Source organism: Maridesulfovibrio frigidus DSM 17176 (genome assembly GCF_000711735.1).
GTDB lineage: Bacteria > Desulfobacterota > Desulfovibrionia > Desulfovibrionales > Desulfovibrionaceae > Maridesulfovibrio > Maridesulfovibrio frigidus.
The window spans coordinates 723,662-747,382 of sequence record NZ_JONL01000001.1 but is presented as its reverse complement, the minus strand read 5'-3'; the positions used below and the strand labels follow the sequence as shown (position 1 = coordinate 747,382).

Annotated in this window: 19 protein-coding genes; 2 read left to right on the top strand and 17 right to left on the bottom strand. The window is 43.5% G+C overall.

The genetic code is table 11. The features are described 5' to 3' along the window. Window positions 1-28: 28 nt before the first annotated feature. From BR06_RS0103515 to BR06_RS0103470, 10 genes are all read right to left on the bottom strand, one after another. Window positions 29-1,666, bottom strand: coding sequence for a glycosyltransferase (locus BR06_RS0103515; protein WP_031480182.1), 1,638 nt, complete (start codon window positions 1,664-1,666; stop codon window positions 29-31). Next, window positions 1,663-3,009: a glycosyltransferase family 2 protein gene (locus BR06_RS0103510; protein ID WP_051676890.1), complete on the bottom strand. Its 1,347-nt coding sequence runs from the start codon at window positions 3,007-3,009 to the stop codon at window positions 1,663-1,665. The genes BR06_RS0103515 and BR06_RS0103510 overlap by 4 nt, the downstream gene beginning before the upstream one ends. Window positions 3,010-3,109: 100 nt before the next feature. Next, window positions 3,110-3,844, bottom strand: coding sequence for an ABC transporter ATP-binding protein (locus tag BR06_RS0103505; protein WP_031480178.1), 735 nt, complete (start codon window positions 3,842-3,844; stop codon window positions 3,110-3,112). Continuing rightward, entirely contained in the window at window positions 3,841-4,608 is a 768-nt protein-coding gene (locus tag BR06_RS0103500; RefSeq protein ID WP_031480176.1) for an ABC transporter ATP-binding protein, read from the bottom strand. Before BR06_RS0103500 ends, BR06_RS0103505 begins: the two co-directional genes overlap by 4 nt. Before the next feature lie 33 nt (window positions 4,609-4,641). Further along, on the bottom strand, window positions 4,642-5,718 hold the full coding sequence (locus BR06_RS0103495) for a branched-chain amino acid ABC transporter permease (RefSeq protein ID WP_031480174.1): 1,077 nt from the start codon (window positions 5,716-5,718) through the stop codon (window positions 4,642-4,644). An 18-nt stretch (window positions 5,719-5,736) separates the two neighbouring features. After that, window positions 5,737-6,645, bottom strand: a complete 909-nt coding sequence (locus BR06_RS0103490) for a branched-chain amino acid ABC transporter permease (RefSeq protein WP_031480172.1) — start codon at window positions 6,643-6,645, stop codon at window positions 5,737-5,739. A gap of 204 nt (window positions 6,646-6,849) precedes the next feature. Continuing rightward, on the bottom strand, window positions 6,850-7,995 hold the full coding sequence (locus tag BR06_RS0103485; protein WP_407637419.1) for an ABC transporter substrate-binding protein: 1,146 nt from the start codon (window positions 7,993-7,995) through the stop codon (window positions 6,850-6,852). A 363-nt stretch (window positions 7,996-8,358) separates the two neighbouring features. Continuing rightward, window positions 8,359-10,425 carry a HAMP domain-containing methyl-accepting chemotaxis protein gene (locus BR06_RS0103480; protein WP_031480168.1) on the bottom strand — a complete coding sequence of 689 codons (2,067 nt, stop codon included), beginning with the start codon at window positions 10,423-10,425 and terminating at the stop codon, window positions 8,359-8,361. A gap of 124 nt (window positions 10,426-10,549) precedes the next feature. Further along, window positions 10,550-10,864 carry a hypothetical protein gene (locus BR06_RS0103475; protein WP_031480166.1) on the bottom strand — a complete coding sequence of 105 codons (315 nt, stop codon included), beginning with the start codon at window positions 10,862-10,864 and terminating at the stop codon, window positions 10,550-10,552. 11 nt (window positions 10,865-10,875) lie between these two features. Further along, entirely contained in the window at window positions 10,876-12,420 is a 1,545-nt protein-coding gene (locus tag BR06_RS0103470) for an aminotransferase class I/II-fold pyridoxal phosphate-dependent enzyme (RefSeq protein WP_031480164.1), read from the bottom strand. A 394-nt stretch (window positions 12,421-12,814) separates the two neighbouring features. On the opposite strand from BR06_RS0103470, the gene BR06_RS0103465 reads away from it, so the two are divergent. Further along, window positions 12,815-13,291, top strand: a complete 477-nt coding sequence (locus BR06_RS0103465) for a ferritin-like domain-containing protein (RefSeq protein ID WP_031480162.1) — start codon at window positions 12,815-12,817, stop codon at window positions 13,289-13,291. A 105-nt stretch (window positions 13,292-13,396) separates the two neighbouring features. Here BR06_RS0103465 and BR06_RS0103460 read toward each other — a convergent pair whose 3' ends face one another. The 4 genes from BR06_RS0103460 to hslV all read right to left on the bottom strand — a co-directional run bounded on the left by BR06_RS0103460 (window position 13,397) and on the right by hslV (window position 18,130). Then, complete coding sequence (locus BR06_RS0103460; RefSeq protein WP_031480160.1) at window positions 13,397-14,992, bottom strand: flagellar hook protein FlgE; 1,596 nt, start codon at window positions 14,990-14,992, stop codon at window positions 13,397-13,399. Window positions 14,993-15,246: 254 nt separating this feature from the next. Then, window positions 15,247-15,993, bottom strand: a complete 747-nt coding sequence (locus BR06_RS0103455) for a tetratricopeptide repeat protein (protein WP_031480158.1) — start codon at window positions 15,991-15,993, stop codon at window positions 15,247-15,249. 185 nt (window positions 15,994-16,178) lie between these two features. Further along, window positions 16,179-17,570 (bottom strand): ATP-dependent protease ATPase subunit HslU, encoded by a 1,392-nt coding sequence (gene hslU, locus BR06_RS0103450; protein ID WP_031480156.1) that lies wholly within the window; start codon window positions 17,568-17,570, stop codon window positions 16,179-16,181. Between the two features lie 20 nt (window positions 17,571-17,590). Next, the gene (gene hslV / locus BR06_RS0103445) at window positions 17,591-18,130 is read right to left on the bottom strand and encodes an ATP-dependent protease subunit HslV (protein ID WP_031480154.1); all 540 of its coding nucleotides are present in this window, start codon (window positions 18,128-18,130) and stop codon (window positions 17,591-17,593) included. A gap of 399 nt (window positions 18,131-18,529) precedes the next feature. Here hslV and BR06_RS0103440 point away from each other — a divergent pair, with 399 nt between their 5' ends. Beyond that, on the top strand, window positions 18,530-19,054 hold the full coding sequence (locus tag BR06_RS0103440; RefSeq protein ID WP_031480152.1) for a DUF2087 domain-containing protein: 525 nt from the start codon (window positions 18,530-18,532) through the stop codon (window positions 19,052-19,054). Window positions 19,055-19,166: 112 nt separating this feature from the next. Here BR06_RS0103440 and BR06_RS0103435 read toward each other — a convergent pair whose 3' ends face one another. The 3 genes from BR06_RS0103435 to BR06_RS0103425 all read right to left on the bottom strand — a co-directional run bounded on the left by BR06_RS0103435 (window position 19,167) and on the right by BR06_RS0103425 (window position 23,578). Further along, window positions 19,167-20,975: a chloride channel protein gene (locus BR06_RS0103435; RefSeq protein ID WP_031480150.1), complete on the bottom strand. Its 1,809-nt coding sequence runs from the start codon at window positions 20,973-20,975 to the stop codon at window positions 19,167-19,169. Further along, a complete protein-coding gene (locus BR06_RS0103430; RefSeq protein WP_031480148.1) occupies window positions 20,975-21,958 on the bottom strand; it encodes a bifunctional riboflavin kinase/FAD synthetase in 984 nt (327 codons plus the stop codon). The genes BR06_RS0103435 and BR06_RS0103430 overlap by 1 nt, the downstream gene beginning before the upstream one ends. Before the next feature lie 183 nt (window positions 21,959-22,141). Further along, window positions 22,142-23,578: a M48 family metallopeptidase gene (locus BR06_RS0103425; protein WP_235727649.1), complete on the bottom strand. Its 1,437-nt coding sequence runs from the start codon at window positions 23,576-23,578 to the stop codon at window positions 22,142-22,144. Window positions 23,579-23,721 lie beyond the last annotated feature (143 nt).

The window sequence follows — 23,721 nt, the reverse complement described above, 5'->3', positions numbered from 1 at the left end:
CTAAGCTTATGAACCAAATACTCAGTATTTAATTTCCGAGCTTCTCAAGTTTCCGGGCCAGATCCTCTTCGAGATTTTCTAAGGCTTGTTGGCGGAGCGTATCCATTTCGTTGCTTGAATATTTACCTTTCAGCTTGAGCATATTACCTGTTGCACTTGCGAGGCTTGCTTTGTTCTGCGCTGCCAGCCGTCCCGATATTTTCATGTGTTCCACTGAAAGGTGTCCTTGATAAACAATCGGTTCCCCTGAAAGGCCCAGACGCAGATCGTGATCGAGGTCGTCATATTGGGTGGGTGAAAAACGGATGTCGAACTCACCAGACTTCAGCAATGATTGTGTGCGGAAAAGGTGACAGCATCCAGTAACTGAGCTCGAAGGGCGCAGGTATGAAAATTGTCCGAAATCATGAGCTGACAAATGTGCTTCGGACATGGAGAACAGCGTTTCACCTTCAGTTGGTGGAAGCAGGTTAAGGTCAACTTGCTGTAAATTTGTGGTCCGTTCGTAATCGGAGACCTTACATCCCCAAACTCCCGCATTCGGGTAAAGAGCCACTGCCGCGCCAAGGCGCCTTAACCAGTCTGCTGGTAGCCGAACATCGTCGTCTAAGTAAGTCACAAAATCACATTCACGGACTTCCGGTAAACTCGCGAGCCAGTTACGGGCCGCGGGTGCTCCTACGTTTACAGGCAGGATGACTCCTTCGTATTGATCTCCAAAAGTTTCAGCCCATTTCGCGATAACTTCATTCGTTTTATCGGTACAGCCGTTTGATAAAACTCTAATCAGGGTCTCCGAGTCGCTTGATTCAAGGGATGAGTGTAAACTTTGCAGAGTGCTGTTCAGCTTTTCTGCATTGTTGAATGAGTAAAGTAGAATCGCAGTTTTACCAGTAAGATCCTCTAATTTCTGATCAACACCTTCGCTAATATCATACAGCCGTAGTACCGCGTTAACCTTCCACGGGGTGGCTGTTGCCGCACGTTTTAAGTTGCTAATGGCGTCTTTAGTGTTGTTCATGCGATAGTGCGTTTCGCCGATTCGCTCTGCACACATATCTGGAAACGCTAGTTCAACATTTTTGTAATGTGTGATGGCTTCTTTGTAATTTCCAGCCAGAAAATGCGCATCGGCAGAAAGCTTTGCGATTGCTGGTCCCATGGGAGAAATTTTTGTGAGGTTGGCGGCAACTTCTATGCCCGTGGCAAAGTCAGCATTATCAAGAGCGTGATGGTAAAGTGTCCATGCAAGAAATCCATTAGCGGGAGAAAGCCTTAACTCGCCTTTTAGCCATGTTGATAGCGGCTCGTACTCTCCGCCTTGCTCGCGTCTGCTCAGTTTTGATAAGATGACCTTATCGTGACACTGCGCGCAGATAGCTGCGGTTCTGGTTACGCATTTAGAGCCAGCAGCGGAAAGGGTCGGTAACCGTTTCTCGAATTCTGCTAGATCTATGGCGATAGTGCCGTCCAGCGGATCTTCCAGCCATGCCGATGTGAAAAGTTCTTTGGCTAAAACTAAAAGAGTTTCCGCTGAATCAGGATTCCTTCCAGCTTCTGCCATTGCAAGCCGTGCTGTTTCGAGCAGGTGATGCTTTCCGCAGGATGCGGTAAGTAACCGATAGCGAAGATTGACAGGAAGGGTGGCTAGAATATGTTTAGTCATATTTTATTGTCGTTGTTAGGGAAATTTTCTGTGATCCATGAAGATATGATTCTGCACAGAGAATCATTGCCTGAAGCTTTAGCGCGGGTCATGGCAGATTTTGCCTGAGCGCAAAGCATTGCGGGCCGCGCAAGAACCTTTTCAAGTTTAGAGTCTTGATCAGCCAGCATTCTTAAGCGTGATTCATCACCGCTTTGGACTGCAATCTCTTTTAATCTCGCAAAAGTCTGCGGGGTCGGGAAGAACGCAGATTTTTGAACCAGTGAACTTAACTCTCCCTGTAAGTTTGAGTTGTCACTGTAATGTCTAATTAGCTTATCCCAACCATATTCCCAGCATGGTTCAGCGTTCAGTATTTCAGTCAAATTTTCGAAATCTGGTGTTGCCTGCCAGCGTGCAGTCAGATCTTGTTCTTGCTCAGGGGTTAGCTCTATATATGGATCTAACCACGGAGTGAGCTGTATCTGATAGCCATCAGCTTCCGCAAGAAGGTTCATGTCTGGATCAAGTAATCTTGAACAACGAGAGGCCAGAAGGCGGCTGTTTTTTGCGTCCTGCGCAAATCTACCAAGGGATTGCCCTGCAATATGTTCCACTACAGATTCAGGAGCGATACTAAATGATAGCCCTTGCTGTCCTAGTCTTGCGCAAAAATCGATATCTTCCATACCGTTGACGTAGCCTTCAAATAGTCCGTCCATACGGTTGTACAAGTCTTTTTCTACACAGAATGCGGCCATGGTGATCGCTTGAAAATTTCTAGCACGAGTGACAACAGGGTGCGACGCAGGGAAAAGATGGTAAAGGTGAATGCTCTTAATCCCATGAGCTATGGCTATTCCCAGGTGCTGAACGCGTTTGCTGTCAGGGTAAAGTAAAAGCGGCCCTACAGCGCCAAGTTCATGGTGGTTCTGTAACTTCTCAACCACTGCGGAAAAAGGATCAGAAACGATAATGGTGTCATTATTCAGTAGATATAGATAACGCCCTTTTGCGGTTTGTGCTCCGATATTTGTGGCTTTGGCAAAACCCAGATTTTCATTTTGCCTGAGGAGTACAAATCTATCTCCGAAAAGTGACTGTCCGAAATTATCAGCATCAGTAGCTGTTTCGTCAGTAGAGTTGTTATCTACAATAATTACTTCGTAAGAAATATTTTTTGCATGAGTATGCAATGAGGTTAGGCATTTTTGAGTTAGTGACCAGTTGTTAAAAACAGGTATGATCACAGAGATAAGGGGAGTGTCAGTCATTGGCGCAAAGAATATCATGAAGAATGTTAAAAATAAAGCGCGTCTATGTTGAATCGAGTCTTTAGCTTTCAGTATTGATACGTTTGCCATAACGCAAAAAAAGACCGGAGAAAATCTCCGGTCTTTTTAAATGGTATTTCCAGCTTTGCCGATCCGTTTATTAGGGATCAGCTAAACACAAGTCTTAGTGCTAGCCACCTAAGTATGCTTTCTTAACTTCTGGATTAGCCAGAAGTTCAGCAGAGGTACCTTGAGCAACAATTTCACCTGTGTCGAGAACGTATCCTCTGTGCGCAAATTTAAGCGCGAGGTTCGCGTTTTGCTCGATTAGCAGGATGGTTAGCCCTTCCTGATTAAGCTTCTTGAGCGTGCGGAACATATCGTACATCAAAAGCGGAGCTAAGCCCATTGAAGGCTCATCAAGCATGATGAATGTACATTTCGACATGAGCGCTCTACCAACAGCAAGCATTTGCTGTTCGCCGCCGGAAAGAGATTCACTACGCTGCTTTCTGCGTTCTGCAAGGCGTGGAAACAGAGCAAAAACTCTGTCGTAATCTCCGTTAATATCTTTAGCGGAGTCCTTGCGTGCATAGGTTGCAAGCTTAAGATTTTCTTCAACGGTTAAGTTTCCGAAAATGTGTCTTCCTTCAGGAACCAGCGCCATGTGAAGTTTTGAAATAATTTCGTGGGGAGGAACGTTCAGAATGGATTCTCCTTTCCACGAGATTTCGCCACTGATTACTTTCGGCGCTTCCGGTGGGGGAAGGCGGCTTACTGATAGCAGTGTGGTTGTCTTGCCTGCGCCGTTAGCGCCGATAAGAGTAACAATTTCACCTTCGTTAACATTAAATGAGATGCCGTGAAGCGCCTCAATATTACCGTATTTAACGCAGAGATCTTTGACTTCGAGTAGAGTATTCAAATTGAATCATCTCCCAAATAAGCTTTAATAACAGTCTCACTGGACTGAATATGTTCAGGGGGGCCTTCGTCGATGGTTGTACCGAAATCAATACATTTAATCCATGAACAGAGGGACATTACGACCTTCATCTGATGTTCAATCATTAGTATTGTGATGTCGAACTCATCGTGAATCCACTTAATCAATGTAATTAGTCCATCAACGTCCGAGGAGTTGAGTCCCGCTGCTGGTTCATCAAGAAGCAGCAGCTTCGGCTGAATGGACATTGCCCGCGCAATCTCAACCCTGCGTTGGAGTCCGTAGGGGAGGTTCGTCGGGAGTTCTTCTGCATACTCTCTAAGGTCCATGAATTCGAGGAGTTCGGTTGATATTCTCTCGATTTCCTTCTCTCTCAGGTAGTATTTTTTGGTCCGCATGATTGCATCAAGGACTCCATAGCCCATGCGGTAATGCTGAGCGATGCGGATGTTATCCATTACAGTCATATCGTTCCAGAGGCGGATATTCTGAAATGTGCGGGCAACGCCAAGTGATGTTACCTGATGTGGTTTCAGATTGCTTGTCGGTGTGCCGTCGAAGGTTATAACGCCTTCAGTTGGCTGATAAAAGCCTGAGATGAGGTTGAAGATAGTGGTTTTACCTGCTCCATTAGGTCCAATAAGGCTGGTCAGGGAACCTTCTTCAAGCTCGATATTAAAATCGGATACGGCTTGCAGCCCTCCGAATCTTTGTGTGAGTCCATCTATACTTAAAAGCGACATATAATCTCCGTTTCGCGGGGGGTATGATATTATCTACTTAAATTTGTAGAATTTTTTCAGCCCCGGGAACAGCTTGGGCAGTTCTTTATTACCCATAAGTCCTTCTGGCCTGAACTGCATGAGCAGAATCAGAGTTAGTGGGATTAATACCCACTTCCATACCTGACTTAAGTGGTATGAGTCTGGAAGAACATTTATAATGTGCAGGCCGGTATCGATTGCCGGAATGATGAACCTTAGCAGTTCAAGCATTACGGTAAAGAGAATCGCAGAAAGAACGGCTCCGCCCATGGACCCCATTCCGCCGAGATATACCATAACCAGACACTCAGTTGATTTCATAATATTGAAAGACTGAGGATTAACGTAACCTAGAACGTGAGCAAAAAGAGCGCCTGCCACACCAGCAAGACCGGATGAAAGCATGAATGCTGCCATCTTCATTTTGTTGGTGTTAACACTCATGATTTCTGCTGCAACTTCATCCTGAGAAACAGCCATGATGCCTTTTCCGTAGGTTGAAGAAACAAATCTGCGAATCATCCAGATACTCATGTAGGTTCCAAGTATTACCCAGATCATCATCCACGGAAGATCAATAACGTCAGTCATTGCATTGACTACTTTTCTCATCCCCATGAACCCGCGAGAGCCACCGATTACGTCAACATTTTCGATTGCGGAAATAACCATGTAGTTAGCCGCAATAGTAATGATAGCGAGGTAGTCGCCGCGTGTCTTAAACGATGGAATCGCAACAATCAGACCTGTAAGACCAGCTACGAGTCCTGAAATGATTACAACGATTGGGAAACCGATAATAGCTAATTCAGGAGGCAGAATTGGCGCTCCGAAAATAGCATTCTGGGAAAAGAATATAACACTGAGGATGGAGGAAACGTATGCGCCTACACACATGAATCCAGCATGACCACAGGAAAATTCCCCCATGTATCCGTTAACCACGTTAAGGCTGGAGGACAGTATTACATTGATGCCGATGAACATAATCACCGACTGAAAATAAAGGTTCAGTGCTCCTAATTGCGAAAGAGCAACTACGATGAGGGCCATACCCCATATTCCGAAATTGAAACTGTACTTTTGCATTATTTCTATTCCAATACTCTAAATCTTGGTTGTCTTGGCAACACCGAAGATTCCAGTTGGTTTTATCCAAAGAATCATCAGCAGGATTGAGAATGCGAACAAGTCTCTGTAAGAGGAAGGGAAAATAGCTACAACGCCTACTTCGATAAATCCAAGTAAGAATCCTCCCAGAAACGCTCCGCGGATATCTCCAATTCCTCCGACCACGGCGGCAATAAATGCTTTCCAACCGATAAGTGCGCCCATGTACGGTTCGAGAATTGGATATGACATAGCGAATAAAAGCCCTGCCAAACCTGCCATTCCTGATCCAAGAACAAAGGTGAATACAATTACGTTATCGATGGGAATACCCATGAGCGGTATTGCGAACTTATCGTATGAAATTCCGCGCATTGCCATCCCGATTTTAGTACGGGTAACAATGAACTCAAGAAGGATAAATACTGCGATAGCTGTGAAAATTACGATAAGTTTTAGGTTAGTGACCGAAACATTGCCCCAGGTGTAAATCACCTTGTCCAATAGTTCAGGGAATTTTTTACGGCTTGCTCCAAGTAGAGCTAGGTTGCTGTTCTCAAGCATTAGGCCACACATCAAAGCGGTAATTACCACATATAGTCTATGCGCCCCTTTTCTTCGAAGAGGGCGATAGGCAACACGCTCAAGCGTAACACCAACTCCTGCTGTTAAAAGCATGGTCAGTGGTACAGTTAAAGCTAGAGTAAGCCATGGGCTGAGGTCGACAAATCCCAGAAAAAAAGTTGCTACGAAAAATGCTATGTACGCTCCCACCATGAATACATCACCGTGGGCAAAGTTGATCAGGAGCAAAACTCCATAAACAAGTGTGTATCCGAGAGCAATTAGGGCGTAAAAACTACCCCATTGCAACGCATTGAGCAGGTTCTGGATGAGGATATCCACAGTAGGTCATTCCTCTTCATATTTGTAAGCCCAAGGGGGGGCTCCTTGTTAATGTTAAAAACGGATCAGGAGGTACCTAAAACGTTAACATCAGTTGCGTTACCGTACTTATACTGAATGTGTCCATTCAGTCGAGATAATATTCGGTAAAAAAGCAGACGACAGAAGATAATTCCTCTGTCGTCTGTAATCTAAGTGTTTAACCTATGGGCAAACAGACTCAGCAAATACGAACTGTCCGTTTTCGTCGATGCGAACAACAACAGCACATTTGATTGGGTCACCCTGTGAATCAAATGCCATGGAACCAGTGATACCAGCAAATTCTTTGATGGTGCTAAGAGAGTCGCGGATAGCTTTGCGCTCAACTTTAACATCAGAGCTGTAAGAACCGGCATCCTGAATTGCCTGAAGAAGAAGACGAGTTGCGTCCCATGTGAGAGCTGCTACATCGTCAGGAGTTTCATTGAACTTCGCTGTGTAGCGGTCGATGAATTCTTTGGTTGCGCCTTTAGCGCCGGCAGCAGCGTAGTGAGTGGAGAAGAACTGGCCTATGCAGTCTTTACCACAAAGAGTCATTAGCTCAGAAGAGCCCCAAGCATCAGAGCCCATGAAAGGACCTGTCCAACCTAGGTCATGTGCCTGCTTAACGATAAGAGCAACCTGATTGTAGTTGTCAGGAACAAATATGAAATCAGGGCTTGAGTTGATGATATTTGTTAGCTGTGCGGAGAAATCCTGATCTTTTGTTCCGTGAGATTCGAAAGCAACAACGGAGTCAGCTCCATGCTTGCTTTCCCACTCGGATTTGAAGATTTCAGCAAGGCCTTTTGAGTAATCGTTAGATACGTCGAAAAGAACTGCTGCTGTCTTAGCATTGAACTGCTTAGCAGCGAAGTTTGAAGCAACTGGACCCTGGAAAGGATCGAGGAATGCTGCACGGAAAACCCAAGGACGGTCTTTGGTAGTGTCTGGGTTTGTGGACCAAGGTGAAACCATTGGAGTGCGGTTGTCATTACATGTTCCACCTGCAGGTACAGCCTGCTTGGAGGAGTTAGGTCCTACGATTGCAACAACGCCGTTCTGCTCGATGAGTTTAAGAGCAACGTTAACTGCTGATTCCGCTTTGGATTCGTTGTCTTCGTAGTAGAATTCGAGAGGGATCTTTTTGCCGCCGACTTCGAGTCCGCCCTGGCTGTTGATCTCTTCTTTGAGCATTTCTGCTGCATTTCTGGAAGCTTCCCCAACTTTAGGAATGTCGCCTGTAAGAGGGATATTAAAACCAATTTTGATTTTTTCCTCTTCTTTAGAACAGCCGGTCAGCATGACGAACGCTAGGGACATCACCATAACCATCATAATAGTTCTCAAAATTACCTTACTCATTCTTTTCCTCCTGAAAATTGTATGAAATACTGAATTCGTTAATGAATGATGAAAATTATCGTAATTATATGTTTTTAAAAAGACATTTTTGCAAAAAATGCGATATTGTTTTTTATTTTTAATAATATTAGGCGTTTGAGTGCTGTTACAGATTCGTGGTTATAACTTAAATTCTGACTATTATACTCTTTTTGGTCGTTTGACAGATTTAAAAGTAGTTTTTATGGTTTTTTTATGAATAACGAGCTGCAACGCAAAAACCCGATGAATATAAATTCATCGGGTTTTACAATTTTTGGAATTTGTCGATTAGAGAATCACAATTTGTTATAATTTGAAGCGATCCATCATGACTTGAAGTGACTTAGCCTGAACATCGAGATCTTTTACAGCTATTTCCAGCTGTCTGGAGCTTTCGAGATTTTGCTCTCCTGCCTGTTTAATGCTTCCGAGAGCTACTGCAACTTGATCAAGTCCAGCCAGCTGCTCCTGGCTCGAAGCAGCAATCTGTGCAGAGGATTGAGCACTTTGGTTGATAACTGTGCTGAGGCTCAAAATCGATTCACCAGTCTGTGATGATAGATTTGCTCCTGTTTCAACAGCCTTACCACCTTCTTCAGTAATCATAACAGCGGAACTTGTAGCCTTTTGAATGTCGGCCAGAATCAATTGAATTTGAGCTACTGACTGCTTCGACTGATCAGATAAGTTTCTAATTTCGCGGGCAACAACGGTGAATCCACGTCCTTCTTCGCCGGCTTTAGAAGCTTCAATTGATGCGTTAACAGCAAGAATATTTGATTGATCGGCAAGATCGTTAACTACGAAGATGATATCTCCGATATGTTGAGATTGCTCGGCCAACTTTACAATGCTCGAAGCAATCGTATCCATTTGATGTCTGATATTACGCATTCCGGACGCTGCTTCTTCGGAAGTCTTTTGTCCCTGCTGCGAGGTTCTTACTGCTTTGCGGGCTACGTCTGCCACCTGCCTCGATTTCTCATTCGATAGATGCGCAGTCTGCTTTACTTCTTCCACCGTCGCGTTGGTTTCAGTCACTGCGCTAGCAGTTTCTGCAGCGCTTGCGGTTAACTCCGCTGAAGCTGCTGAAATCTGGCTGAGTGAAGAAGATAGGATGCTGACGGTTTCATGGATCTTCATGTTATCGTCTTTGAGGTTCTCCAGCATCCGGGCAAGCGCGATTCCTATGGTATCATTTTCAGACCTAGGGCTAACTTTAACGGTTAAGTCTGAATCTGCAATGCGGCCCATGGCTGTTGCCATATAGTTCAAAGATTTCGTCATTTTATTAAAGGCTGTAGCCAAAGAGCCTAGCTCATCTTTTCTATCAGCACCTTCGATGCTGTCCGGCATATCTCCATTGGCAATTCTGTAAGCTGCTTCGACAACTTTCTGAAGAGGTAAGGTAATATTTCTACCGATTATAATTGCAGCAATACTGCCGAGAACCAGTGCGCATATGCCCGCAATCCAGACACTCAAAATGGCACGACTATTTCTACTCTGAAGTTTTGGTCCTAATTTATCTTGATCTGAAATGACTGAGTTCTTGGCCGTTTTGATTGTGTTAGTCATTTTGGGGCCGATAACGTCTAACTCTGCAGAAATAAGATTGTCTCTTTTTTCTGTTATTGATTTGGTTTGAGCTAGGCCTTTTACATATAAGTTACTGCTATTTATGATGCTGGTGATTTTTTCTTTGTTACTTTCTTTCAGCAAAACGGAAAGTTTGTCCGTTGCTTTCTGTAGGTAAGACATCTCTAAAAGTGATTTATTAATGTGGGATTCGTTACTGACATCTAAATATTTGGCAGCGTAGAGTCTGCCGAGAATCAAATGACGAACTCCTTTCGCGCACCAGTATAGAGCCGCTGAGTTCTTTGCAGAACTACCGAGATTGTCAATAATCTGCTCGAAGGACTGCTCCATGCTGTTCCCTGCTGGGACCATTATATCGTCAGCTAAGGCTGTTCTGGTCATTTGCGCTTTAACTATTTCGGCAAAACTTTTTTCATATTGATCCATCATTAGCTTAATCTCGACGATTAAAGCCACTCTGCCTTCACTGGCAAAACTTTTCTGGGCAGAATCAATGAGTGAAAGCATGCTTTTAGAGCTATGCTCATACTTGAGGCGGTATTTATCGTCGCCTGTAATAATGTAGTCTTTTACATGCGTGTGCCCCTCAAGGGTGGATGCTTGAATTTGGCCGATGATATTAGCTTCTCTGGCAAAGTCCTGATAGTCCGTAAAACCACTGGAGGATTTGTTTAATGCCATGAGTGATTCAATGCTCACAAGGCCGAATAATAGAGAGACAATAAGAAAACTGAAAAATATTTTTTGGCCTACAGTTAACCGTTTAAGCATGGGGAGACTGTTCCTTTATTTTGGCAATTTAAAGTATAAATCATATTGCGTTGACGTTTGTTTACGCAAGGCTATTACGACAGTGTTCCGTCAGTTGCAAGCCGCGATATGCTACGTACTTTGGTTATTTATAATTTGCATTGCAGTATTCATTGCATCTGCCTTCGACAGCATCAAAGAGCGGTAGACAATTCTGCATTGCCATCTGGCTTTGCATTTTTTGTTGTACGCCTTCACACTCTTTTCTACAGTCAGAGGCAGAAGAATAGGCTTTAAGGAGCACCTGTGAGTATTCTTCGCAAACATTACCTTGTATATCGCATGCCGATTCTGTTGAAAGAGAGCGACAATATGATCGCACGTCCTGCATTGTAGGTGCATGGGAAGAGCAGCCTGAAAGCAGCATAAGAGTCAGTAACAGCATTGGTATTTTACGCATTTAATACTCCATTATTCGGATAAAATATTTTCAATGGCGGCAATAAACATACGATTTCGAGAGTTATTGCCTATGGATACTGTCAGCAGATCAGTAATTCCGAATTCGTCGAGCTTCCTCAGCTTGAAACCATGCTCGAGCATTTTAGAATAGAGATCCGATGCTGGGATAGGAGCTCCGAACATTACAAAGTTGCTTTGGCTAGGGTATACTGTGCACCCTAATTCCCGCAAACCGTCTTGAATGCGTTCTCTACCTCGAATTATGAGGGCTATGGTCGAGTAATAAAATTCACTGTGATTCAGAGCCGCCAATCCTGCTCCCAGATTGAGGGGGCTTATCGGATGAGGAAGTCTTGAATCTTCGAGTAATTGTGCTTGCTCGGGGCTCATCAGTCCATAGCCAAGACGAATTCCGTGTATACCGAACGACCATGAAAAGCTGCGCAGAATGATGAGATTTGGTATTTTATTAAGGAATTGCACCATTGAGTAATCATCTTCAGGCCATGCGAATTCGACAGATCTTTCATCAGCTATAAGCAACGTCCGTTTAGGAAGCAGGGTAGCCATTGTTGCTAGTTCTTCAGCAGGAAGGCCGTACCCTGAAGGGATGTCTGGATTTGTGATAATTACTGCAGCAGTGTGCTCATTTGCGTTCGTCACTATCTGGTCGAGTGGGGGAGAGAAATTGCGAGACCTTGGCAGTTTAAGTAGTTCAACTCCGCATAACGCTGTGACACTGTTGTACTCAGGAAGTCCGGATTCGTAACTGAGTACATGGTCTGATCCCGGCATTGCTGACAGGCGCAGAACAAGGTCAAGGATGTCCACCGCTCCATTATCAACAACAACGCAATTCTTCGGTACATCATGGCGATCTGCCAATCCGGACTTTAGACTTTCGGAAATATCGCTTTTAAAAGCACAGCAGTTCTTTGCCATTTTGACTATGCTGTTCGAAACGGCTTTTGATGCGCCAAGCGGGTTGGTATTTGATGCAAGATCAATTTCTTTTGTTATACCGAATTTTTGTCTAAACTTTTCAACGGAAGCGCTTGCTATTTTTTTTCGCTGAGTTGGGAGTTCGACTGAAATTTCTTCGTCCACTTTATTTGAAACGTCAGAATCTTCTATTTTATGTTTTATAACAGGTGCTCCAGAAGAAGAATTCTTAAGTGCTTCTTCAAGAGGAATTGTCATAATGCGGATATCATAGTCAGCACTTAGGGTTGCATTGCTAATAAGCTCATTAAGTTTATCAAAGGTATCAATAATTACATTCAGAAGATCTGATGAAAATGTAATTTCTTTTTTGAAAACCTTGTCGAGAACCTTTCCTATGTTATCTGCTATGAGGCTTATGTTGTTATAATTTTGCAGCGAAGCACTTTCCTTTAATGCAAGAGTCAGGGCGTAAATCTGAGCGATAGAAATTTCCGCTGGAGATTTAGCTTTCTCCAGTTTGACGAGCTCTGTTTCAATTTGTTCCAGTTTTTCTAGCGACTGCTCAACGAAGAGTTGTAATGCTGGGTCGTCGTGAGTTTCAATGGTCATGAAATCCTCCACGTTAAACATTCAATATTTTGGGGAATAGTTTTTTTAGAGATTTATAGTTAATGATATCGTAACCGATTTTACAATTATAAATTAGGGAAGATCCTGTTAAGTTCATGTACGTATTCTGAGTCATGCTAAGAATATGCTCACATTATTTTATAAACTTTCTATCGCAAAAGTAAACAATATTCCGTGTAGCCAAACAATCAAAATGTTACTAACTTGTGAAAACATGATTTTTGTAAGCAGTAAATTATCAATTCAGGTTGCACTTTTTGCGAGCATGTTTAATATTCACTTCATAGTAACATACGATACTGGGCTGTGCTTATTAATAAAGTCCGTAATGTTGTTTTTTTAATAAAGTAATTTAATTTTATAAGGGGTTGAAATGGCAAGTTTTTTTTCTGCTAGCGAAGTCGTTGAGCTCGCTATGCGTATTGAACAGAAAGGGCAGGCTTTTTACTTGCTTGCTGCAGACGAAGCGGAAGATCCGGGTGCAAAAGAGTTTTTTGATTATTTTGCCGAGGAAGAGTCTAAACACGAGCTTTTTTTTAGGGGAATGCGCGATCGCATCGGGCATATTGAAATTCCACCGGGAAGTGATGCAGACGAATATGCGCACTATGTAATGGCGTTGATTGATTCTCATGATGTTTTCAATTTTGATTACACTACAGCTTTCAAAACTGGAGATTTCTCCTTTGAAGATGCTGTAAGAGTAGCAATGCGTTTTGAAAAAGATACCATTTTACTTTTCACTGAGCTTAAGAAAATGGTTCCTGAAGCAGAGCAGCAGTTCGTAGAAGAATGTATTGATGAAGAGCGTGGTCATTTGCGCTTATTGTCTTCTAAACTTAAAGGATAATCCTTTTATGTTTAGGTGATCTACATCGGCTTGCTTATTGTAAAATAAAACCCCTTGCTAATTTGATAAATTAGCAAGGGGTTTATTTTTTGTGTTTAGCCGTAATTACTTCTTAATGCCTAGCGTAGTATTTATTAACTGGTCTACGGTGCTTATAGTCTTGGAGTTGGCCTGAAAACCTCTTTGGGTAAGGATCATAGATCCAAATTCCTGAGCCAGATCAACGTTAGATGTTTCTAAGCTATTACCTAGAATAGATCCCATCCCGTCCGTCTTAGCGACACCTTCAATGGCAGCTCCGGAACCTTGACTCTCTGAGAAGTAATTTGAACCTTCTCGCCGCAGTCCGGTCTGACTCTTAAAGTTGTATAGGTTTATTTGATACAAATCCGTGCTGAGTCCGTTCGAGAAGTGTGCTGATAGAATTCCCTCAGTGTTAACCGAAACATTTTGCAAATATCCTTCGCCGAATCCATCCTGAGACTGGCTGACTGTAGAAGAATATCCACTATAGTTGGTGGTACTGAGAGCATCCTGACGACCGTTTTCCATGCCTGGAAGTGAGGACACATTACTGCCCACTTCCGCGGCAGTTCCGCCGGGTGTCGTCCATGCATTTGTAGCTGACCTGCTACCTAAATTAACAGCGACGTTTTGATTGGTCCCTGTTCCTTCATCTCCCTTAAAGGTAGCACTTACAATGGGTTCGCCATCTTCATTGAAGTTCGCCAAAGTCCAGTTGTTTAAGTCCTTAGGGTCAGCAGCATTACTGTTTAAGGTATATGCTGTCTGATTGATGAGAGTTCCATCGCCTGCAAATTCGAGCGTTCCGCTCATGAGCAAGCCCGCTCCAGATGTACCATCTGTCGCTGCTCTACCATCATTTCCAGGGGGAACTGTTACAATATATTCCCAATATCTTCTGTCAGTTGGGCTTGATGAACTGGGCGAGGCCTTATCGTAATATACTGTCAGGTCCATCGTATTGCCGCTCTCATCATATATTTGAAGAGCTGTACTATATGCAAAATCGTCAACGCCAAGAGGCATTTCCTTTGTGCCGTCCCATTCTCCAAGCATCGAGAAGAAAGGAGACTCTGCATTTTGGCTATGGTCTATAGAAGCGTGATCTAGATTAGTTTTAATTGCGACTTGGTTGGTGGCTTTAGGGTCTGACTTAACCACTTGGACAGTCTCTCCTGAGGAGTTGAGCTCATCTTTCATAGGTAGAGCAACGTTTTCAGAGACTGTTCCGATGTTACCATCAGCGTCAATGGCGTATCCTTGAAGGGCGTTAGCGTGCGAATCTGTGAGTACGCCCTCTTTATCGAACCTGAAACTTCCTGCACGGGTATAGTGATTTACTTTGGAATCCTGATCGACAACCCTAAAGAATCCTTTTCCTCCAATACCGAGATCAGTACTCGAGGAAGTGGTTTCGAATGCTCCTTCCGCAAAATTTATGCGAGTAGAAGAAATCGCTACACCTTTACCCACTTGTCCTGGAGAGTTGGAGGTAATGCCATTAACTAAGCCAGAAGTTGTCCCGGTAGCAGCTTGGCTGTATAGGGTCTCTAGGAACGTATCACCGCTCTTGTAGGCAGTAGTATTCACGTTAGCGATATTATTGCCTGTTTGCTGAAGCAGCATACTGTGGGCCTTAACCCCTGTCGCTCCGACATACATTGCGCTGAAAGACATTAGAAAGCTCCTTGCTTGGCGCGCATATATTGACTCCGCGCGGTCCAATTTACCTTATAGCGGGAAAAAAGATCCAGCTAGTATTAGTAAAGCAAGGTATGTGCCTAAAATTCAAGTTCTGCTATATCAGTGAGTTATCTTATAAAACTGGCGGGGGAGTAGGAAAATAAATCCATTTCGTAAGGTTGAAATGGATTTATTTTTATGATGTCAGGTAAAAATAGTAGGTAATAAAAAAAGGAATTAGGCTGGAACTAGTTTTTGCTTATAAATTTCTTGAGTTTGATAGCTTCTTTAAATTCTGGATTAATTTCAAGGCACTGGTCAAGAAAGTCGCATGCTTCTTTCTTTTTCTCAATTTCGTATAAACTGCGGGCAATATTGAAAAGAAGGTTCTCATCGTCTGAGCAGAAATTTAAGGCTTTAGTGTAAAACTCTATGGCTTCTGCATGCTTTTTGTTCTTCCGGAGAGATATACCGAAATCGTTGAATAGATGTTTGTGTTCAGTGCTGAAAGCTGCATTAAGTTCGAGCAATCTACTAAAAAGATCCTCTGATTTAGAATCGTCCTGACGCTCAAGGTAGCAGAGGCCCATTCCGAAAATTGCACGAATATTGTCTTCGTCAATAGTGAGGGCTTTTCCATATTCCATTTCCGCAGTGAAATGTTTTCCGAGTTGACGCTGACGGTCTGCTCTTGCCAAGCATTTACCCAGTTCTTTCATTGCCGGGAAAACGGATTTAGAGTGAAGCTCTATCTCTGCAGTGAAGGATTCCAGAAGTTCATCTTTGCTTATAATCTGTTCGTCACCAGCGGGTACAAATTTATCATTTAATGGGCGGAGAGCAATTTCGCCATTATCATTTTCTTCGGCGTAATACAGAAATTCATGAACAACTTTCCGTTTTGTAGCACCTGCTCCAATCTCTTGCTTAATGGTGGAAGAAAACGTTCCTACAATCTTAGGGATGGATTCTTTGTTGTCAGGGGGGGTGCTCATAATTTTCTTTGTAACCTTTCTTTTGCGGCGAATTGAATTATTTGTCTTCTAGTTAGAAACAGTACTGTTTAAATGCTAGACAGCGATACCATATTTTATATTTGGTCACAATTTTAAAAAACAGACAAAAACGGGGCTCTTTGTATAAGAACCCCGTTTTGTTTGATAATTGGCTTTGTTGCGAACTATAAAATGTAACGCGATAAATCTCTATCTTCAATTACATCTTTCAATTTTTCTTTAACGTACTCTTCATCGATCATGATGGAGTCACCTGATCTATCAGGAGCTTCAAAGGATAGGTCTGAGAGAATCTTTTCCATTATAGTGTAAAGTCTTCTAGCACCAATATTTTCGGTTTCTTCATTAATCTTTTGAGCTGTGGCGGCGACCTCTTCAAGGGCCTCACGGCTGTAATCAATGGTGATCTTTTCAGTTTCAAGCAGAGCTTTATACTGAACTGTCAAAGCGTTCTGAGGCTCGGTGAGAATTCTGTAGAATTCATCTTTACCAAGCGCATGAAGCTCAACACGAAGCGGGAAACGGCCTTGAAGTTCCGGTATCAGATCAGAAGGCTTGGAGTAATGAAATGCTCCGGCTGAAATGAATAGGATATGATCTGTCTTCACCATGCCGTATTTGGTTTTAACTACACTTCCTTCAACTATGGGCAGCAAATCGCGCTGCACACCTTCACGGGAAACATCTGTCGAACCGCTGCTTTCATGGCGTCCTGCGATTTTATCAATTTCATCAAGGAATAAAATTCCGGTCTGCTCAACACGTTCACGGGCCATATCAGCCACATTGTCCATATCAATAAGCTTGTCGGACTCTTCCTGAATAAGGATGTCGTAGGCCTCGCGAATATTAACTTTGCGAGCCTTCTTTTTGTTAGGGAACATGTTTCCGATCATGTCGTTAACTTGCATTCCCATGTCTTCCATGCCGGGCATGGACATGATCTCGACGCCTGTTCCGCCCTGAACAGTAACTTCTATATCAATTTCACGTTCATCAAGCTTGCCGTCGCGCCACATTTTGCGGAATTTTTCGCGGGTGGAGTTTGTATCTTCCGAAGGATTTTCTTCCTGAAGAGGTATGGCTTCGTTTGCATTGGCGTTGGGATTAAAGAAAGCCATTGTTGGATTTTTAGGTTTTGATGAAGGTAATAGCAGATCAAGAAGATGTTCTTCTGCGTTCTTTTCAGCTTTAACTTTGACTTTATCTAACTCTTCTTTGCGCACAAGAGCTATTCCAATTTCCATAAGATCGCGGATCATGGATTCTACATCACGACCTACATATCCTACTTCGGTAAATTTGGTGGCTTCTACCTTAAAGAATGGACAACCTGAAAGCTTCGCAAGTCTACGAGCTATCTCTGTTTTACCAACACCGGTTGGTCCCATCATAATAATATTTTTAGGTGAAATTTCATCGCGTAGTTCCGCGGGGAGCTGTTGTCTGCGCCAGCGGTTACGCATTGCAATGGCGACCATACGCTTAGCGTCAGCTTGACCGATGATGAATTTATCCAATTCCGATACGATTTCTCTAGGTGTAAGATTACTCATTTATTGGCCTTTGCGTGAAATTATTTATCAAGAGTTTTAATAACAAAATGATCGTTGGTATAAACACATATTTCGCTTGCAATTTCCATTGCCTTTTCTGCAATTTCAACAGCTGAAAGTTCTGTGTGGCGGGAGAGTGCGCGGGCAGCGGAAAGAGCATAAGCTCCCCCTGATCCGATAGCTGCAAGGCCGTCATCAGGCTCAATAACATCGCCGTTACCACTGATGATCAGGATATGTTCGGCATCAGCAACAAGGATCATTGCTTCAAGTTTGCGAAGGTATTTATCTTTGCGCCAGTCAGTTGCAAGCTCCACTGCGCTGCGGACAAGGTTGCCGCCATGAGTTTCAAGCTTTTTCTCGAATCTTTCGAAGAGAGTGAAAGCGTCAGCGGTTGCGCCTGCAAATCCGGCAAGGACTTTTTCATTATAAAGAGTACGAACTTTGATTGCAGAATGCTTCATTACAATGGCTTGGCCCATAGTGACCTGACCGTCTCCAGCCATGGCTGAACCTTTTTCGTCTTTAACGGCCAGTATGGTCGTTCCTCTGAGTTCCATGTTTATCTCCTGATTCTGCCTGTGTAGTGGGCGTTACTCGTTTTCAATATGAAGATTGAATTTCAATATTTGTCGATCTGGGAAATATATATCCGGTTCCAGCTAAACATGGATTCGGTTTGGGTTTTATTCGAATGATCAGAGGATAATACCGCTTGAGGGGATGGCAAGGGGGAGGGGGGTAAAAAACGGGATTTCCCCCAAGTTGCCGTCACAAATAATATCAGTTATAAACTACTTAGGTCGACAGTTCACCTAGGCGTTGCCGCCCCTTATCGGGGAGCTAAACCTGTCACTTTTCTTTACTCCAATCGACACCTTAATTTCGTGCCGAGTCGGAAGCCGGCGACCACTGACACTCCATTTCTTTTTGGGTAGGGACGAGAACGAGGATTAGTCATGTCTAAAACTACTTTGCCTTTATCTGTGGGCGACATATCAATGTTTGCCAAGACCATTCGCCGTCAGCTTGACGGTTTCGAATCCACTCCCAGTCATGTTGAAATGCTTAATTTGCTTACGAAAGCTGTTGGCTATCGCAACTTCCAGCATTTCCGTGCTCAGCAGGAAGCTCAGGTAGCTATCGATCTTCCAGTCCAGCCAAAGCCAGAAGTTGATTATAAACTTGTGAAGAAGTTGTTACGACTTTTTAATGAGGGGCAGCTTGTCCGCTGGCCTAAGAAATTTTCGCAACGCATGATTTGCTTGTGGGTAATGTGGTCGCGCATTCCTGCCCGTGAATCTATGGTGGAGCGCGAAGTTAATGAGTTGCTTGATAAGAATCATGAGTTCGGTGACTATGCATTGCTTCGGCGCGAGCTTGTTGATCGTGGATTAATGCTGCGCACGGATGACGGGCGTAAATATAAGCGGTGTGAAGTTCAACCCCCAGCGGAGGCTGTGGAGTTATTTAAGCGCTTGTAAGCAGGTGTATTAATCAGCTTCACTTGTACATTACAGTTTGTGATAAGTATAAAAAAAAGTCCTCTTGAAGTAAAATTCAAGAGGACTTTTCTGTGAGATTTAATAATTTAGACTAATCTTCGTGAAGTTCTTTGATCGCCTTTGCGTAAGCTCTAAATACGTTTTCACGATTAAGCAGGCCGATAATATGGTTCGGATCATCTTCTGCTACAACAGGGATTTGACCGTAATCTGTATCCACAAATTTTAGCAGTGCAGTGTATAAGTCGTCATCAGCTTTCAGTGTTGCAGGCTTAGTCGCCAGATCCCGTGCAAGAATTAGATCGAAAAGGTCCTGATTGAAGAGATGATTTCTTACATTATGAATGGTCATAATCCCGGTGATTATGCCTTCGTCATTCTTAACGGGAAAGTACAGCTCATTAGTATTCGCAATAATATCGCGCAGGGCCTTGAGAGTTGTACCCTCTTCAAGAGTTGTGACTATGCCGGGTTTGAAGTGCGTATCAACGTGCAGTTGCTCGAGAATGTTGATAGTTGCATCTTCGATATGAGCGGGGGATTCAAATTTGTTATCCACCTGATGCTCATATAGAGAGAAATTACGTCCCAGCACGATACATAAGGCGGATGCAAGCATCAGAGGAGCTAGAAGCCCGTAACCTTGTGTAAGTTCACAGACCATGATCAGCGGCCCAATCGGCGCATTGGCTACTCCTGCGAAAAATGCAGCCATACCGACAAGCACATAGCCGCCGGGCTGGGTAGCGATTTCGGGATAATATTTCCCGGCAACCTGTCCGACAACACCACCTGTCATACCGCCGACAAAGAGTGCCGGAGCGAACATACCACCACTCATTCCTGACCCAATGGTCATAGACGTGGCAACGGTTTTTCCCAATAAGATCGCGATCATCATCATGATTGGGATTTCACCCATGATAGCCATTTCCAGCCAGCCGTAACCACCTGACAGAACTTGCGGGAAAAGCATTCCCATCAATCCCATCATAAGTCCGCCTATCCCGGTCGCCCACATGAGGCCTAATCTATCTTTAATTTTAGAGAAAATTGAATACTTGATGAAACGGAAAGTGCGGATATACATCCAGCCTGCGAAGGTACACGCAAAAGCCAGAATTATATAAAAGATCATTTCACGGGGGTCATGGAATACAAATCTAGGAATTCCAAAAATAGGTTCAGAACCGTAAAAAAGTGTGAAAAGTGAGTATGATACAACCGAAGATAATACTGATGGGAGAATCGCTTCGGATTCAAAATCTTCGCGGTAAATAACTTCAACTGCTGTAAGCGCTCCGCCTAGCGGGGCACGAAATATGGCTCCAAGGCCTCCAGCTGCACCTGCCAGAAGAAGTATTCTGCGTTCTTTGGCTGAGAGTTTAAGCTTTTGCGCAACCCAAGAACCGATACCTGCACCCATTTGCGTAATGGGACCTTCCCGTCCTGCGCTACCGCCGGTGGCGATAGTGAAAATGGATGTAATACCTTTAATTATCGGGACGATGGGGCGCATGATTCCGCCGCCCTGATGGAAACATTTGATTGTAGCATCTGTTCCATCTGTGCCGCCGGAGATAGTTTCAGGAATGTATTTGTTAACGAGCCAGCCTGTGAGCAGACCTACAGTCATAGTTGAGACGGGAACGACCCAAGCTCGTAATTGACCAGGAGTTCCATGAAAAATTTCTTCGCCTGCAGGAGCTGGTAAGGATAGGCCTGCCAATTGGTTGAGGAAAATAAATTTACCGTATTCAACTGCTGCAAAAAATGCGACTGCCAGTACTCCAGAGAGAAGCCCGACCAGTACCCCTAATAAAAGCCACCTGAACGAGCTGATATTCTTGTAAGATCTCGCAATTTCCTTCCAGACTTGAAAGTTAAGAAGGGGGCTCATTAACAGGCTCCAGTTCCTGACTCAGTCAGGTTTAATCCCGGTCGAACTTGTGATTCGGGGTATGAAAGGATTGATTTTGCAAGTTCGGTATCTTTAGTTATACGGGCTTTCAGTTCGTCCAGGCTATCGAACTTGCGTTCTGCCCGAATTCTCTGAATGAAATGAACCCGGATATTTTTACCGTAAATATCGTCTGAGAAGTTGAAAATATGTGCTTCTACGGAAAGGATATCGTTACCAAAAGTTGGATTTTTACCAATATTTGCCACGCCCGCACGGACCATTCCATCCACTTCAACCCTGATAGCGTAAACTCCCTTGTTGGGGAAAAGCTCATCTTCCAGCTTGATATTGGCTGTGGGGAAACCAAGAAGGCGGCCACCGCGATTCATGCCGTGTACAACTTCGCCGCGCACCTGATAAAACCTGCCAAGTAGTGGGCGCACATCCCAGACATTGCCTTCACGTACCATGTCTCTGATTCGTGAAGAACTGACTACCGCATCATTAATAATGATAGGGTCAAGTCTTTCGATGCCGTATCCGTATTTGCGGCCAAATTCGACCAGCACTTCGTAGTTGCCGGCACGCCCTTTGCCAAGAGCATAGTCATATCCCACGACCATCTGCTTCATGCCTAGGCCGTCAATAAGATACTTCTTGATGAATTCTTCAGGAGATAGTTTTGCCATTTCCATTGTAAAATTCAGCGCAAGGATAATATCTGGCTTGTGAAGTGCCAAAAGTTCTATTTTTTGCTCAGTGAGGGTGATGAATGGGGGCGTTTTGCTGTTAACTAAAACCCGCAAAGGATGTGGGTCGAAGGTTACAATTACGCTGGATAATCCATTCGATTTGGCTTTTCTGCATGTGCTACAGATAAGTTTCTGGTGTCCTTTATGAACACCATCAAAATTACCTATGGTTACACAGGAGCCATTTTTAAGCTGCTTTATTTCTTCGATTGATCTTGCGATTATCATTTTCGCTTCACTTATGGAGATAGATTTTAGAAAGGGGATAACTACATCAAAAAAACGTATACTTCAAGTAAGCGTCTTCAGAGAAGAATATTATCAGTTATAGGTACGTGACTACGCTCTAAAATGAAACCTATGGCACTCATCAGCATTAAAAAAAAGTATAAAAGTGAAATAAAGCCTTTATTACTCCTCTTCCGGTGGAATCAACAACTTTTGCAATTTGCTTAACTGTTTCTTTTGGCTTCTTGTTTTAGCTAGTCCTTCAGCTTTTTTTTGGTGGAACATCGCTTGCTTGAAGTCATGTTTATATAATGCGGCGTAGGCAAGTTGTTCGTGCGCACCAAAGTAATCTCCAGATTCACCTAGCATACGCCCTAGGTGATAATGAATTTCCTGATCGTGCGGGACCATTTCAGCGACCCTCCTCATTGTGGGGATAGCCTGAACATAGTCTTTTCTTTCAGCTTGTATTCGAGCAATGAAAAAGAGGGCCATAGCATCTTGTGGAGTCCGTATGAAAGCTTCCCGCAAAAGAGGCGAAGCTTTGTCCATTTTGCCTATAGAAAAATAAAAACGTCCTGCTTCACGAAGAATAAGCGGGTCGCTGGGGCATTCTTTTAAGGCTTTTTTAAAGGCAGCTTCAGCGTCGTGGCTTTGCTCCATTCGCGAAAGAATTATTCCAAGTCCCAGCTCATCGAGGCAGGTACGATCAGCTTCTGGAATGTTGTTATAGTGGGCAAGCGCAACTTTCGGATCGGTTCTACGCGCTCGTATCAGGGTTTGGATTTTTAGAAAAATTGAGTCGTCTGCACGTCTTTTGAAATAGTTAGCAGGCATCCGGGCAAATCTTTCTTTGAGGTAATCAATACGATCATCAAGGCCTGGGTGAGTCGACAGGTAGCTAGGGATATTGTTGTTACTGACGTACCATTGACGGCGTTTCATGGTTTTGAAACTCTCAACCATTCCTGTTGGGTTGAAGCCCGCGTCTACCAGATAGTTCATTCCAAGATGATCAGCTTCTCTTTCATTTTGCTGGGTATAGCTGAGGTAAGCACTTTGTGCTCCAGCCATGGAACCCATTGACATCGCTTGCCCTACAGCAGCAGCATTAGAGTCGCCAGTCATACCAAGCATCATGCCTGCTAATGTTCCCATCATGCTGGCAATGTTGACCAACTTCATCTTTTCCATGCGGCGCGCTACATGTCTTAAAGATACATGTGCAAGCTCATGTCCTATAACTGCTGCAAGTTCATCTTCGTGCTTAAGGTTTAGAATAAGTCCAGTAAATACGTAAATATATCCGCCAGGAACGGCGAAAGCATTCATAGAATTATTATCAATAACTGCGGACGTTATTGGGAAAGGTTGCGGAGGCATGGTCTTAGCAATGCGTTTTACAAGATGCTCAATATAGCCATCAATCTGGGGATCAAGGACGACAGGCATCCTTTCGTGGATCATTTTATTGAATTCACCACCAAGTTTAATTTCATCTGTTACTGTGAAATCTCCAAGTATGGAAGAAGCAGTAGCCTGAGGTGTCAGCCATGTTATGGAAAACAAAAATGTCAGGATTGCAAAAACTATGCGTAGAGTGTGGTTTTTATTTATCAAAATATTATTTAAATTAGTTTTGTAGTTATGAACTATTAAGATTCTTATCTCTCATATAACTGTATGTACTGGCTTCGTTATTGTAAAGATTTCATAAAAATAAAAAAGCCTTACGAGATAAATCTCGTAAGGCTTTTTCCCGC